Raw genomic sequence first — 13,558 nt, forward strand, 5'->3', positions numbered from 1 at the left:
CTAGAGCTAGCGTCTGCGAACTACGCATAAGGTTGGGGTATGGGACAGGATTTATTGCAAGAGGGGATCGCCGCGTTTCAGGCCGGGGATCGCGCCAAAGCCCGTGAACTGTTTATGCTCGTGGCAGAAATCGACTCGAAGAACGAACGGGCGTGGTACTACCTCGCGGTGCTCGAACCGGATACGGCGCTGCGGCGGCAGTATTTAGAGCGTGTACTCACCATCAACCCGAAGAACGAAAAAGCACGCGAAGTGCTGGATCGACTGAAGGCGCGGGAACCCGCCGTCGCCGAACCCGTGCCGACCGCGTTTGGCGCAGCACCCGCGCCGCGCCCGCAGGCGAGCAGCGAGCAGCCGCGCAGCAGTCGCATTCGTTCGCTGCATGCTCAGGATGATGCGCCCGGCGCAGTGCAGGGGACCGGGTTCGCGCTGCCGTTCAATATTCCCGGCGCGCCGCTGCGCGTGAGTCCACAAAAGGTGGCGCGGGATGGCATCGGCTTGCTGCGCACGGGTTTTCAAACGTTTGGACGCGCGGCGGGCGTGACCCTGTTCACGGGTGAACTCGGCAAGGCGACGTGGTGGCGCTTCTGGCTGCTGTCGGTCGTCGTGGCAGTAGTCGTTGCGCTGCTGGGGTTTGCCACGTCGATTGTGATCGTGCTGCGCTTCCCGCAGGCGGTCAGCAGCATCTTCAAAATCCTGCTCACGCCACTGCTGACGATCCCGATCATCCTCGGCATGGAATACGCGGGCGTGTATGCGTCACACCGTTGGGCCATGACCAAGAACGGCGGTGGATCGCTGGTGCGCCATGCCTACGGCGTTGCGCTGCGTTGGCTGCCGCTCGTCGTCGTGTATGCGGCGATCAATTTTGTGCTGTTCCTGTTGGGCGCATCGGTGACCGTGGCGCTGTTCATTCTCATGGCGCTGATCGCCGTCGTGCAGCTCGCCAGCACCATGGATAAAGTGCGTATGTTCTACGACCCGCAGCAAAAATGGTTTACCGCGGGCATCATGTTCGCAGGGGCAGTTATCACGGGCGTGATCATCGCGATCTTGATCGGCTCCCTGATCTTCACGGGCACGATCCCGTACATGATCGGCTAACGCGCGAGCGTCGCCAGTCTTTCGGCGGCCTGTTGGAGCATGCCGTCGGACTTGCAGAACGCGAAGCGCGCCTGCGTGCTCGCCATGTGCGCGTGTTCCGTGCTGTAGAAGAAGGTCGGCGGGATGCAAGCGACGCCAACTTCCGATGTGAGGTAGCGGGCGAATTCGAGATCATCCCCGTCGAACACATCGGAGAAATCCGCCATGACGAAGTAGGTGCCTTCGGGCGTGCGCGCCTTCAAGCCCGCGCCTTTGAGCGCTGACATCATCAGGTCGCGCTTGGCAGCGTACATCGTCTGAAATTCCTCGAAGTATGTCCCCGGCAGGCTGAGCGCATACGCCGCCGCGATCTGCCCCGGGTGATTGGCCGCAAACGTGATGAACTGGTGCGCCTGATTCACGCCTTTGATGAGTTCAGGCGCGCCATACACCCAGCCGATCTTCCAGCCCGTCACACTGAACGTTTTGCCCAAACTGCTGACCGTCACCGTGCGCTCGAACATGTCCGGGAGGCTCGCAATCGGGATGTGCTGCGCCGAATCGAAGATCAGGTGCTCGTAGACCTCATCGGAGATCACCGTCACGTCGTGTTCCTTGCACAGATCAGCGATGAACGTGAGTTCTTCGCGGGTGAACACACGCCCAGTGGGGTTCTGCGGTGTGTTGAGGATGATCGCACGGGTTTTGCTGTTGAAGGCCGCCTTGAGTTCGTCCGGGTCCAGCGTCCATGTCGGCGGGTGGAGCGGAACATAGATCGGCGTTGCGCCCGCCATGACGAGATTCGGCACGTAACTGTCGAAGTACGGTTCAATCAGGATGACTTCGTCGCCCCGATCGATCAAGCCCATGACCGACGAGAAAACCGCTTCGGTTGCGCCCGCCGTCACCACGACGCCCGCGTTCGGATCGACGGGGAGATTGTAGAAGCGCTGAGCATGGGCAGCCACCGCTTGGCGCAGTGGAACCGCGCCCAACCCCGGCGCATACTGGTTGTTGACCGCGCCATTTTGCAGGGCCTTGATGGCCGCGTCGATCACGTCCGCGGGACCGTCGAAATCCGGGCGGCCTTGTCCCAGGTTGATCGCGTTGTGCTGCAAGGCGAGCTGATTGATCTCGGTGAAAATCGTCGTGCCGAACGGGGCAACGCGGTTGGACATGGTTGGCATGGGCAGTGCTCCGGATTTAGCGGCTGTCGCGGAGTTGCAGACGAGCCTGAGTTGCGAGTTGATCTACCCGTTCATTGTACGGATTCCCGGCGTGTCCGCGAGTCCATTTCCAGTGAATGGTATGAATTTGTGTGAGTTCGTACAGCCGCTGCCACAGGTCCTGATTCAGCACGGGCTTTTTGTCGGCAGTGAGCCAGCCATTCCGCTGCCACTTGCTGATCCACTCGCTGATGCCTTTCTTGACATACTGCGAATCGGTGAAGAAATCGACCTCGCACGGGCGGGTCAGCGCGTTGAGCGCTTCGATGGCCGCCATGAGTTCCATGCGGTTGTTGGTCGTGGAGCGTTCGCCACCGCTGATCTCGCGCTGATGCTCACCGTAGATCAGGAGTGCGGCCCATCCACCGGGGCCGGGATTCGGCTTACTGGGTGAGGGGTAATCCGTATCGTTTTCTTAAACTGCATAATTGCGTCCCTACACCAGCACGGCCTCTCGTAGGGACGCGATTTATCGCGTCCGCAAAGTTCCCAAGTCGACCGATACCCGGCTTTCACGGTTTTCCGCGCACTTACCCGTATGCCTTGACCCTACAAAAGAGATGTACTCGTGAAAGTCAACTGTGACGTTAGCTTAACGCATCGCGGCGTCAAAAGAAAACGGACGCGCCGCCGCGCGTCCAGATAAGTGCCTAATTCCCCTCTCCCAACGGAGAGGGGCAGACGTGAGGCAGATTTACAGCATCTTGCGCAGAACGGTCTGCAGGATGCCACCGTTACGATAGTATTCCACTTCGACGGGCGTATCGATGCGGGCGATGGCTTGGAAGGTCTTGACCGTGCCATCATCCGACTTGGCGATGACGGTCAGTTCCGACTTGGGCTGCACGCTGTCGTCAATGCCGACGATTTCGAAGGTTTCGCGCCCGTTCAAGCCGAGCGTTTCGGCGCTTTCGCCGTCCTTGAACTGCAGCGGCAGCACGCCCATCATCACCAGATTGCTGCGGTGAATGCGTTCGTACGAGCGCGCGATGACCGCCTTGATACCGAGCAGCGCCGTCCCCTTGGCCGCCCAGTCACGGCTGGAACCCGTGCCGTATTCCAGACCGGCGATGACGACAAGCGGGGTGCCATCGGCGATGTACTTCTGCGACGCATCGTAGATCGGCAGGACTTCACTCGTTGGCAGGTACATGGTGATGCCGCCTTCGGTGCCGGGGACGAGCTGGTTGCGCAGGCGGATGTTGGCGAACGTGCCGCGGATCATGATCTCGTGGTTGCCACGACGCGCGCCGTACACATTGAAGTCGGCCTTCTGGATGCCGCGTTCCTGCAGGTACTTGCCCGCCGGGCTGTTCAGGGCAATATCGCCTGCCGGGGAGATGTGATCGGTCGTGATCGAGTCGCCGAGCAGCGCCAGCGCGCGTGCCCCCTTGATTGGCTTGATGGGTGAGGGCTGCGGATCAAAGTCCATGAAGAAGGGCGGCTCCTGAATGTAGGTGCTGCTGCTGTCCCACGTGAACACGTCGCCGGTCACGCTGGGGATTTCGTTCCACATCGAGTTGCCGTTGTAGACATTGCCATACTGCTTGAGGAACATGTCCGGCGTGATGGCGGTCTGCATGACTTCGAGAACTTCCTGGTTTGTCGGCCAGATATCCTTGAGATAGACGGCCTCGCCATCCTTGCCGACGCCAATCGGTTCGGTCGCGAGGTCAATATCGACGGTTCCTGCCAAGGCATAGGCCACGACCAGCGGCGGCGACGCCAGATAATTCGCCTTGATGAACGGATTGATGCGGCCTTCAAAGTTGCGGTTGCCGCTCAACACGGCGGCGGCGACGAGATTACCTTCCACAACGGCATCCGACACCTTTTGCGGCAGCGGGCCGCTGTTGCCGATGCAGGTCGTGCAGCCATAGCCGACCGTGTGGAAGCCGAGCGCCTGCAAATAGGGCGTCAGACCGGCCTTGTCATAATATTCGGTGACGACGCGCGAACCGGGAGCGAGGCTCGTCTTGACGTATGGCTTGCTCGCTAAACCCTTTTCGACCGCCTTCTTCGCCAGCAGACCCGCCGTGAGCATGACCATCGGGTTGCTGGTGTTGGTGCAGCTCGTGATCGCCGCGATCACGACCGCGCCGTGACCAATATCGGCGCTGTGGCCGTTATCGGCAATGTGCGCGCGGTTGCTAAGCGCGGATTGATCGAGCGCAAAGCCGCGCTGATCAATCGGCGTGGTGAGCGCCTTCTCAAAGGCCGACTTCATATCCTTGAGCAGCACGCGATCCTGCGGGCGCTTGGGGCCGGCCATGCTGGGCTGCACATCGTCGAGGGTGAGTTCGAGCATGTCAGTGTATTCGGCCTGATTGTGGAACGTGCGGTACAAGCCCTGTTCCTTGGCGTAGCGTTCGACCAACTGCACCTGCGCTTCGGGACGACCCGTGCGGCGCAGATAGTCAAGCGTTTCGTCGTCAATCGGGAAGAAGCCCATCGTCGCGCCGTATTCGGGCGCCATGTTGGCGATGGTGGCGCGGTCGGGCAGGGTGAGCATCGAGCAGCCGGGGCCGAAGAATTCGACGAACTTGTCGACCACGCCGCGCTTGCGCAGCATCTGCGTGATGGTGAGCACGAGGTCGGTCGCGGTCGCGCCTTCCGGCAGACAGCCGTTCAGCTTGAAGCCGACGACCTGCGGCATGAGCATGTAGATTGGCTGGCCGAGCATCGCGGCTTCGGCTTCGATGCCGCCCACGCCCCAACCGAGCACGCCCAGGCCGTTGATCATGGTGGTGTGGCTGTCCGTGCCGACGAGTGTGTCGGGGAAGGCGGTCAGCGCGCCCGCGTCGTCGCGCAGATGCACCACCTTCGCCAGATATTCGATGTTGACCTGATGCACAATCCCGGTCGCCGGGGGCACGACTTTCAGACTCTCGAAGGCTTTCTGACCCCAGTGCAGGAATTCATACCGTTCGCGGTTGCGTTCAAATTCGTACTGGGCGTTGAGCAGAATCGCGTCGGATGAACCGAAGCGGTCGACCTGCACCGAGTGGTCGATGACGAGATCGACCGGGACAATCGGGTTGATCTTGCGCGGGTTCGCGCCGACGCGGGCCACCGCGCTGCGCAGGGACGCGAGATCGACGACGGTCGCCACGCCAGTAAAGTCTTGCAGAATCACACGCGAGGGCTTGAACGGAATTTCGATGGCCTGCGTTGAGTTGGCGCTCCAACTGGCCAGCGCCGCGACATTGTCTTCACTGACTTCGAAGTTATCGAGGTTGCGGAGCGCATTTTCCAGCAAAATCTTGATGCTGTACGGCAGCTTGTCAACATGGCCGATGCCGCGCTTCGCCAGTTCGCTCAACCGATAGATAACGGCCTCACCGCTTCCGGTGTTAAATGTGCCGCGTGAACCAAAAGTATCAACACGTTGTGCCATTGGATATGTCCTTGGGGTGAACTTATGACCTCATTGTAGCGAATAAGCGGGCTTAAAATCCAATTGAACCTCGTTATCCGCCTGATTGACCGTTTCTATTCAATGTGCTGCAGAACAGCCGCCAACGCTCGCACGTTCTCGACTTTGACCACGCCCTGCGCGCGCGCCGCGCTCCCGACGTGATACTCCGGCGCGCCGGTGATGCGTACCAGTTCCGGTAAGTTGGCCAGCGTGACACCGCCAGCGCAGGCGAACGTAAACTGATCGCCGAACTGCCGCACCCATCTGCCCATCTGTTCGCGCCCCTGCCAGATATCCGGCGCGCCGCCTGAACAGAGCAAGCGTTCGGCCTGACCACGGAGCGCGAGAATCCCCTGCGTCGGATTGACTGCCTCATCCAAGGCTCGATGAAACGTGAGGCGCAATCCGCCCGCCGCCGTTTTGACCTGCTGCACGAGGGCCGCATCGACTTCGCGATTGGAGGTCAGCGCCCCGAAAACGATGCTGGTCACGCCGATGCTTGCCGCTGCTTCGGCCTGCTGCAAGATCAGGTCGATGTCGTGCGGCGAATAGTAGAAGTTTTCCGCGTGTGGTCGCACCATCATATTGATGTCGATGCTCAAGGCGTCACGGATGGCATGTACTGTATCAAGCGGCGGCGTCAGCCCACCGACCGCCAGGTCGACGCACACTTCGACACTGTGCGCGCCGCCGGTCTGCGCGGCGACCGCCTCGGCTAGGTTGGTCGCGATCACTTCAAGTCGATACATCACAGCTCTTTCTGTTCCAACATGGGGGCTAGGATACCCCACTATTTGGCAACCCGACGAGGTTGTCTTTTGCGACATGCGTTGTAGACTTAAGCGTCTAATTCTTATGATTGAGGCTGATATGACGCAGGGAAATAATCCGAAGAACAAGAACCCTAAGCAGGGCGGTGGCTCTGGGAACAAGGCAACTGAGCAAAAGCGGTCGACGACCAATGTCGAACGCACCTTTACATCCAAGTCGCGTGTGCGCAAAACGCAGAGCGAGGGCAGCGCGGAACCCGAACGCCGCAGCACGGGCGGCGGCGGCGGTGGTTCGCGCGCGGTGGAACGTAAGCAGGAGCGCGAACAGGAACGTCAGCGTCGGCGTTTGACGATCGGCGGGATTGTGATCGGTGGCATCGTGCTGCTGGTGGTGTTCGCGCTGCTGGTCACGAGCATCCCGGCGGATGCGCCTGTGCCGGAAAACGCGGTCGCGCGCTACGCCGACATCGAGCAGGGGCAGACGCAGGAAGGCTACCCCGTGCTCGGCGACCCGAATTCGCCCGTGCGTGTGAGCATGTATTCCAGCTTTGACTGCACGCACTGCCGCGAGTTCCACGAGGGTTACCAGCAGGCGCTGGTTGAGCGCGTGAAGGCAGGCAGCATGGCGCTGATCTTCGTGCCGCTCTATGGCACGGGCAGTGTCACCAATGGCGAAGGGGCGGCACGCGCGTCGATGTGCGCGCTCCAACAGGACAAGTTCTGGGCGTTCCAGGATGCGTTGTTCAATTGGCAGGGGCTGTATGTGAATCAGGCGTTCACGGCGAATCGCTTGCAGTCGGGCGCGGGCGCGCTCAACATCGATCTGCGCAACGGCTGCATCAGCAGTGCTGAAACGTCGCAGGTGTTGGCGACGGCCCGGACGGCGGCGGCTGGTCTGCTCAATTTCTCCGGGACGCCGACCATCACTATCAACGGCGTTGTGCCGACGGATGCGGAAGGCGTGGTTGTCACGGATCGAGATGCGTTGATCGCCGCGATTGATGCCGAAATTGCCCGCTTGGGCACGGGCGGTGCGGAAGCGACTCCGGAAGCAACTGCCGAGGCAACGCCCGCCGTCGAAGCCACCGAGCCCGCGGTCGCGGCGACGCCGGAAGCGACGCCTGAAGCAGTCGCTGAACCGACGGCGGAAGTCACCCCGGCGAGCTAGATCCATATCCCGTTTCGCTTTGCTCAACCGTCCCTCTCCTTGGGGAGAGGGACGGTGAGGGTGCTCTACGATTTCGCCAGCATCGAGCCGAGCTTTTTGCCACCGAGCAGATGCATGTGCATATGAAACACTTCTTGCCCGCCGTCGCCCTTGCAGTTGATGATCAGGCGGTAGCCGCTCTCCGCAATGCCCAGTTTCCGCGCGACTTCCTTCGCCACGACAAACAAATGACCGAGCGTCGCCTCGTCTTCCGGCGAGACATCGTCAACCGTGGCGATCTCCTTGTTGGGGATGATCAGAATATGCACGGGCGCCAGCGGGTGAATGTCTTTGAAGGCCGTCACGCGCTCATCCTGGTAGACAATATCCGCCGGGATCTCCCCCGCGACGATTTTTGAGAAAATGGTCGGCATGCTGTCTCCTGAGACTAGTTAAAAGTCAAAAGTCGAAAGCTAAAAGTGAAAAGCTCTTGACTTGTTACTCGTCACTTTTAACTTTCAACTGTTTTTACATCGCCAAGCCGCCATCGACCGTCAGGATGTGCCCGGTGATGTACGACGCTTCGTCCGAGGCGAGGAAAGCCGTAGCCGACGCCACATCTTCAACCGTACCCCAGCGCCCGAGCGGAATGTTCTCGTTGAGCTTCTTGGCGATATCTTCGGGCAGGTTGGCCGTCAGGTCGGTGAGGACGAAACCGGGCGCGACCGCATTGACGGTGATCCCGCGCGGTGCGACTTCACGGGCGAGCGCTTTGGTCAAGCCGATGATGCCCGCTTTGCTGGCGCTGTAGTTGGTCTGACCGGCGTTACCCATGATGCCGCTGATGCTCGTGATGTTAATCACGCGGCCATAGCGCTTCCGCATCATCGAACGGACGGCGGCTTTGGAGACGAGCCACGTGCTGCGCAGATTCGTTTGGATGACGGTGTCAAAGTCGTCTGCGCCCATCAGCATGATGACGTTGTCGCGCGTCGTCCCGGCGTTGTTGACCAGGATATCCAGCTTGCCATAGGTATCGATAGTCGTCTTGATCAGGCGGTTGGCGTCGTCTTCGAGGCTGACGTCCGCTTGCACGGCGAGCGCTTGGCCGCCGTTCGCCGTGATCGCCTCGACGACTTCGTTGGCCGCGTCCGCGTTCTTCTGGTAGTTGACGACGACGGTCGCCCCGCGCTTCGCCAGTTCCAGCGCAATCGCCTTGCCGATGCCGCGACTGCCGCCTGTCACCACCGCGATTTTGTCCGTCAATTGGGTCATGAAGTTTGATCTCCTTTGCACAGCAGCCTGAGAGCTGTTAGCAGTTAGCCGTTAGCAAAAACAAAAACACCAGCGGGTCTAGAACAGCACGAATCATTCGCTTCTGGATAAGCGTTAGTCGTAGGGGCAAGGCATGCTTTGCCCCTACACAGAAAAGATTACCTCGCCTGCCCAGTTTCCCCTAAAGGACTAACCGCTATCCGCCGATCCAGCCGACGAGGTGAATATTCCCGCGCAGCGCCCCGGTGATGTTGCTCGCGCCGAAGCCGTTCGAGTTGGCGATATACACATCCATACGCCCGTCAATGTTCGGGTTCACGCCGGTGAAGCTGATCCAGCGGCCATCCGGCGAGAAGGCGGGCTCGCACATGCTCGGCGGTGGGCTGCCGCTCGCGATGTTGTTCAGATTGGAGTCGTAAACGATGACACCATACGGGCAGTCGGAGCCGATGCCGCCGATGGCGATGCGTGTGCCATCCGGCGACCACGCGGCGGACATGCCGTAGCGCGTGAAGATCAAGTCGCGGATGCGCCCGATCTCGTCGCCGCCGGCCCCCGCCAACACGATTTCAGTGCTGGTGCTCCCCGCCGCCTGATAGATCACCTGTTGGCCAGTTGGCGACCATGATTCAGCCAGCTTGAGCGGATCTGTACCATTCAGCAGTTGGCGCGAATCGCCGCTCACGATGTCGGTAATCCAGAGTGAGCGTTCCGGGTCACCGAACAGCGGGTCACCCGCGGCATACACGACCTGCCGCGGATTTAGCCAGCGCGGCGGTTCGCTCACCCACACATCGGAGACCTGCCGTACCTGCCGCGTCGCGACTTCCATGACGAAGACGTTGCCGCCCGTGGGCGTATCGGTCGAGCCATCACAGGTGCCCGGTTCGCCGGGAATCCAGCTGGGGCAGCGCAGGCGATCCGACACGAACAGCAAATACTGGCCGTCCGGTGACCACGACGGGAAGAAGTCATATGAACCGTGATTGGTGATGTTGGTTGGATTAGTGCCGTCATGGCGCACGGTAAAGATGTCGAGGTCATAGCCCGTCGAGAGCACGACGGCGAGCTGCTCGCCATCCGGCGACCACACGGGTTCGCTGTAAATGCCGCGCTGGGTCAGCGTGTCGAGGGGCAGGATGCGCCCGGTGATGCCGATTTCAAGATCAACGAGATACAGCCCGGAGACGGCGGGGTTCGTGCTTGGGCGCATGTAGGCGATGGAACTGCCATTCCGAGAGATGAACACGTCCGTCCCCGTTGACGCTTCGAACTGCAGGATCGGGATGCGACCATTCGGCGCAGTTGGGGAGACGTAATAGAGCACTTCGACATCATTGCCGGGCTGCGGTGTGCGCGCATCGCCGACCGTGTCGCGGTTGTTGGTGTTGAGATAGGCGAGCATGGGCGAAGCGAGCAGGCTGAGGATGTTATCCGGCGCGTCGATGAAATTGGTGTTGTCGTAGTAGGTGAACGTCGCTACCAGCCCCGGCGTATTGGATGGCGTCGGCGTGACCGTAAAGGTCGGCGTGAGCGAGGGCGTGAGCGTCGCGGTCGGGGTCAGGGTGGGCGTCGGGGTGTCGGTCGGTTGGGGTGTCGGCGACGGCGTGAGCGTCAGCGTGGGGATGTCCGTCGGCGTCGCGGTGGGAGTCACGGTCGGCGCGGCGGTCATATTGCACGCCGCGCTGATCAAAGCGATCAGCACCAGCGCGGCACGCACACGATTGTACAAGCGTAAAGGCATATGCAACGTCCTGCGTCGAGTAAACGAGCGGATAGCATAGCAACGAACGCCGCTGACGGATAGGGGGATCAACTTGACGATCCCCCTACGCCGCCTAGAATGTGACCGGAGGGCAATCCGCTGGACAGATCGAATTGTTCTCAGTAAAGCCGCAAATCGAGTCGCCGCAGATGTCCACAACGGTGACGGTGGTCGAATACATTTCGACGGTGTCATCGGGACGATAGACGTACATCACGAGGGTGCTCGTCACTTGAAATGAACAATCGGTGACCGAGCCCTGTGCCGCGACCGAATTCTGGCCAATCATGATGCTGGTCACCGCTCCAGTCACGTTCCAGGCGACGGTCGTACACTGCCCAAGGTTGATCGTGCTGGGCGTCGCGTAGAAGGTGGCGCCGGGCACGACGGTCGGTGGGACGCGTGTCGGCACCATGATAGGTACGACCAGCACATCACCGGCGCGAATCACGTTGGGATCGGCAATGCAGTTGGCGACCTGCAGCTCGGGGAAACTGACGCCGGCTCGCCGGGCGATGTCCGCCAGCGTGTCGCCGGACTGCACGGAGTAGCGCTGCGTCCAGTCGGGGCGCGGCAGGCAGAGCACCGGGGTCACGGTCGGCGTGGAGAGACCCGGTACGGGTGGCGCGGGCGGCAGCGGTACGGGGTCGTCGAGCAGCGAGACGGGCAGGTAAGGCAGGAGCGCCGGATCATAGGGCTGCGTCTCCGAAGGCGTGTCGTTGACTATCCACTCGTCGTCAATGGGCAGGGTGATCTGATCGCCTTGCAGCACGACACGTACCTGATCAAAGGCGCTGACAACCGCCGCACCTTCCAACGTGGCGAGGATTAGCTCGTTCTCGGTGGTCGCGGTGATGTACACGGTCGAGCCAAGGATGACTTCTGCGCCGTTGAGCGCCATTTCGACCTGCGTGCCGTTCGGCGATTGGATCAGCAGGCCGGAGGGGGCTTGTTCACATTCCAGCCCCTGCGTGATATTCGTCTCGACTTTGACGAGCTGCATATCCGGCGTCGGGTTTTCGAGCGTGGCATCGCCAAAGAGCAGGAAGGTCACATTCTGGCCGGGGAGGTTATCGGGCAGATTGGCCTGTGCTTTGAGCAGGGCGATACCCCATTGGTTGGTGTCGTTTTGGAAGGGTGTGGTGCTGATGCGCTGGATCGCACCTAGATCGACCACATCGCCAGCATTGGCAAACACGAGGCTTTGATCCGGCTGAAACTCCACGTCGATGAGTTGGTTGCCGTAGCAGGCCTGATTACGCGCTAATCCATCGCAGGCTGTGCCGACGGTCTGCACGGCCCGTTCGACAAGCGTAGTACACTGCGCCGGATCAGTTTGCGCGACGGGTAAACTGACAGCCGGTAAGGCCACCAGCCCGATGATCAACATGAGCAGCACCATACGGAACAGCCGCATTCGTCTCCCCTTTGGCTTAGAGCACGCTGAGTTACGTCACTATATCTGACTTTAAAATATAGTACGAACCGCGTTTTTCGCCCATTTTCCGGAGAATATCTTTTGTAACTAAGTCGGCGAGGTCGCGCCGAATCGTCTCCGGGTGGACGTCGGGGCACAATCCCTGCAAATCACTGTTCGTGATGCGGGTCGTGCCGGGGGCATGCAGATAGATCAGGGCGGCTTCCTGCCGGGGGTTGATCGCCAGGCCCTGATAGGTGCCGTCGAAGCGGGGCTGGGTATCGTGCGGGCTTTCGGGCGGGGGTGGGGGTTCAATCGTCTGGTTGAACAGCATGACGCGGAAACCGCCCGCCGTTTCGGCGAATTCCGGGTCACGCAGGCGGACTTCGCGCATCAGGGCAATCACGCGGTCGACGCCGTAGCCGAGCCGCTCGATGAAGCCCATATCCGAGAGCACCTGCACGATCACCGGATTGCGCGAGAAACGCTCATCTTTGATGTTGTCGATGGTGACCGGGCCGGGCAGCCCGCCGGGACTGGTCACTTCGAGGCGGTCACGGAAGAGGAACAGGCGAATCTCATCGCCGCTGATGCTGTAGTCACGGTGGGCGACCGCGTTGACGACCAGTTCGCGCGCCGCTTCCATCGGGTACTCGTAGCTTTCGGCGCGCGCCATCGTTTTGCCGATGCTCACGCCTTTGCGCAGATGATCATGCAGAAAGGTTTCGGCACGGCGAATCTGGTCTGGCAGCGTACCGGTGATATCTTCGCGGTTGAAGCTATCGCTCATGGTTTCGCCTGCAAAGCGCACCGCCGTGATCGCTGCGCCGCGCAGGAAGCGCTGCGGCTCTTTGCCGAACAGCAGAATCCCGGCGTTGGTCGGGCGTAAACGGCCTTCATGCCGGACGATGCACGCGCGGCGGAGCAGGGCGGTTTCCGGGCTGGTCTCACCGGGGAGATTGGCAGCGTAGGCTTTGGCGCGATTCCAGTCGATGTCGTCGAGGCTCGCTCCATACACGACTTCCGTCTCGAAGCTGACTTCGCCGCGCTGAATCAACAGGCGGCGCAGGTCACGCGGCTTGAGCGGTTTGTTGTCGACGCCCTGCCGCACGAGGAAGCGGCCATCGAACGAGTAGACGTGCGGCATCCCCGGAGGAATGCGCGCGACGATTACGGTTTTGCCGGCGACCTGCGCGGTCACCGGCAAGGGGATGATCAGGGCGGGTTCAATGGCGAGGGCGGCCTGCAGCACGCGGTCGATGACCGCCGCCGGGTCGCGCACCCCGAGCACGGCATTATTCAGGCTCACGCCGAGGAGCAGCATGCCGCCGAAGGTGTTGGCCATCGCTGCCAGTGACGCGGCAATCGTTTCGACCGCCGCGCCCTCTACCAGCCAATCGAGCCGCTCGGTGCGCCCGGTCTTGATACTCTCCGCTAGCTGATCATCCACATTCATG

General features: G+C 61.0%; 10 protein-coding genes and 1 pseudogene. 2 read left to right on the plus strand and 9 right to left on the minus strand.

The window, feature by feature from the left end:
• Positions 1 to 39: 39 nt before the first annotated feature.
• A complete protein-coding gene (locus tag IPK17_RS21415; RefSeq protein ID WP_343419734.1) occupies positions 40 to 1,104 on the plus strand; it encodes a tetratricopeptide repeat protein in 1,065 nt (354 codons plus the stop codon).
• Here the strand turns inward: IPK17_RS21415 and IPK17_RS21420 are convergent.
• The 4 genes and pseudogenes from IPK17_RS21420 to IPK17_RS21435 all read right to left on the minus strand — a co-directional run bounded on the left by IPK17_RS21420 (position 1,101) and on the right by IPK17_RS21435 (position 6,476).
• Positions 1,101 to 2,270 (minus strand): aminotransferase class I/II-fold pyridoxal phosphate-dependent enzyme, encoded by a 1,170-nt coding sequence (locus tag IPK17_RS21420; RefSeq protein ID WP_343419735.1) that lies wholly within the window; start codon positions 2,268 to 2,270, stop codon positions 1,101 to 1,103. The genes IPK17_RS21415 and IPK17_RS21420 overlap by 4 nt on opposite strands.
• Positions 2,271 to 2,286: 16 nt before the next feature.
• Positions 2,287 to 2,688, minus strand: a pseudogene (gene rnhA / locus IPK17_RS21425) (ribonuclease HI); the annotation flags it as partial.
• Between the two features lie 315 nt (positions 2,689 to 3,003).
• Positions 3,004 to 5,706 carry an aconitate hydratase AcnA gene (acnA, locus tag IPK17_RS21430; protein WP_343419736.1) on the minus strand — a complete coding sequence of 901 codons (2,703 nt, stop codon included), beginning with the start codon at positions 5,704 to 5,706 and terminating at the stop codon, positions 3,004 to 3,006.
• Between the two features lie 95 nt (positions 5,707 to 5,801).
• Complete coding sequence (locus IPK17_RS21435; RefSeq protein WP_343419737.1) at positions 5,802 to 6,476, minus strand: copper homeostasis protein CutC; 675 nt, start codon at positions 6,474 to 6,476, stop codon at positions 5,802 to 5,804.
• 121 nt (positions 6,477 to 6,597) lie between these two features.
• Between IPK17_RS21435 and IPK17_RS21440 the strand changes: the two genes are divergently transcribed.
• On the plus strand, positions 6,598 to 7,665 hold the full coding sequence (locus IPK17_RS21440) for a DsbA family protein (protein WP_343419738.1): 1,068 nt from the start codon (positions 6,598 to 6,600) through the stop codon (positions 7,663 to 7,665).
• Between the two features lie 65 nt (positions 7,666 to 7,730).
• Here the strand turns inward: IPK17_RS21440 and IPK17_RS21445 are convergent, their stop codons facing one another.
• The 5 genes from IPK17_RS21445 to IPK17_RS21465 all read right to left on the minus strand — a co-directional run bounded on the left by IPK17_RS21445 (position 7,731) and on the right by IPK17_RS21465 (position 13,557).
• On the minus strand, positions 7,731 to 8,078 hold the full coding sequence (locus IPK17_RS21445; protein WP_343419739.1) for a histidine triad nucleotide-binding protein: 348 nt from the start codon (positions 8,076 to 8,078) through the stop codon (positions 7,731 to 7,733).
• A gap of 94 nt (positions 8,079 to 8,172) precedes the next feature.
• The gene (gene fabG, locus IPK17_RS21450; protein WP_343419740.1) at positions 8,173 to 8,919 is read right to left on the minus strand and encodes a 3-oxoacyl-[acyl-carrier-protein] reductase; all 747 of its coding nucleotides are present in this window, start codon (positions 8,917 to 8,919) and stop codon (positions 8,173 to 8,175) included.
• 196 nt (positions 8,920 to 9,115) lie between these two features.
• Positions 9,116 to 10,663, minus strand: a complete 1,548-nt coding sequence (locus IPK17_RS21455) for a beta-propeller domain-containing protein (RefSeq protein WP_343419741.1) — start codon at positions 10,661 to 10,663, stop codon at positions 9,116 to 9,118.
• Between the two features lie 94 nt (positions 10,664 to 10,757).
• Entirely contained in the window at positions 10,758 to 12,101 is a 1,344-nt protein-coding gene (locus IPK17_RS21460) for a LysM peptidoglycan-binding domain-containing protein (protein WP_343419742.1), read from the minus strand.
• A gap of 31 nt (positions 12,102 to 12,132) precedes the next feature.
• Positions 12,133 to 13,557 (minus strand): ATP-binding protein, encoded by a 1,425-nt coding sequence (locus IPK17_RS21465; RefSeq protein ID WP_343419743.1) that lies wholly within the window; start codon positions 13,555 to 13,557, stop codon positions 12,133 to 12,135.
• Position 13,558: the final 1 nt, after the last annotated feature.

The organism is Candidatus Flexifilum breve (assembly GCF_016713355.1).

Excerpts from the sequence above, each read along its gene's own strand:
- IPK17_RS21415 (WP_343419734.1), top strand. The coding sequence starts at position 40 with ATGGGACAGGATTTATTGCAAGAGGGGATCGCCGCGTTTCAGGCCGGG.
- fabG (WP_343419740.1), bottom strand. The coding sequence starts at position 8,919 with ATGACCCAATTGACGGACAAAATCGCGGTGGTGACAGGCGGCAGTCGC.
- acnA (WP_343419736.1), bottom strand. The coding sequence starts at position 5,706 with ATGGCACAACGTGTTGATACTTTTGGTTCACGCGGCACATTTAACACC.
- IPK17_RS21445 (WP_343419739.1), bottom strand. The coding sequence starts at position 8,078 with ATGCCGACCATTTTCTCAAAAATCGTCGCGGGGGAGATCCCGGCGGAT.
- IPK17_RS21465 (WP_343419743.1), bottom strand. The coding sequence starts at position 13,557 with ATGAATGTGGATGATCAGCTAGCGGAGAGTATCAAGACCGGGCGCACC.
- IPK17_RS21420 (WP_343419735.1), bottom strand. The coding sequence starts at position 2,270 with ATGCCAACCATGTCCAACCGCGTTGCCCCGTTCGGCACGACGATTTTC.
- IPK17_RS21440 (WP_343419738.1), top strand. The coding sequence starts at position 6,598 with ATGACGCAGGGAAATAATCCGAAGAACAAGAACCCTAAGCAGGGCGGT.
- IPK17_RS21435 (WP_343419737.1), bottom strand. The coding sequence starts at position 6,476 with ATGTATCGACTTGAAGTGATCGCGACCAACCTAGCCGAGGCGGTCGCC.
- IPK17_RS21455 (WP_343419741.1), bottom strand. The coding sequence starts at position 10,663 with ATGCCTTTACGCTTGTACAATCGTGTGCGTGCCGCGCTGGTGCTGATC.
- IPK17_RS21460 (WP_343419742.1), bottom strand. The coding sequence starts at position 12,101 with ATGCGGCTGTTCCGTATGGTGCTGCTCATGTTGATCATCGGGCTGGTG.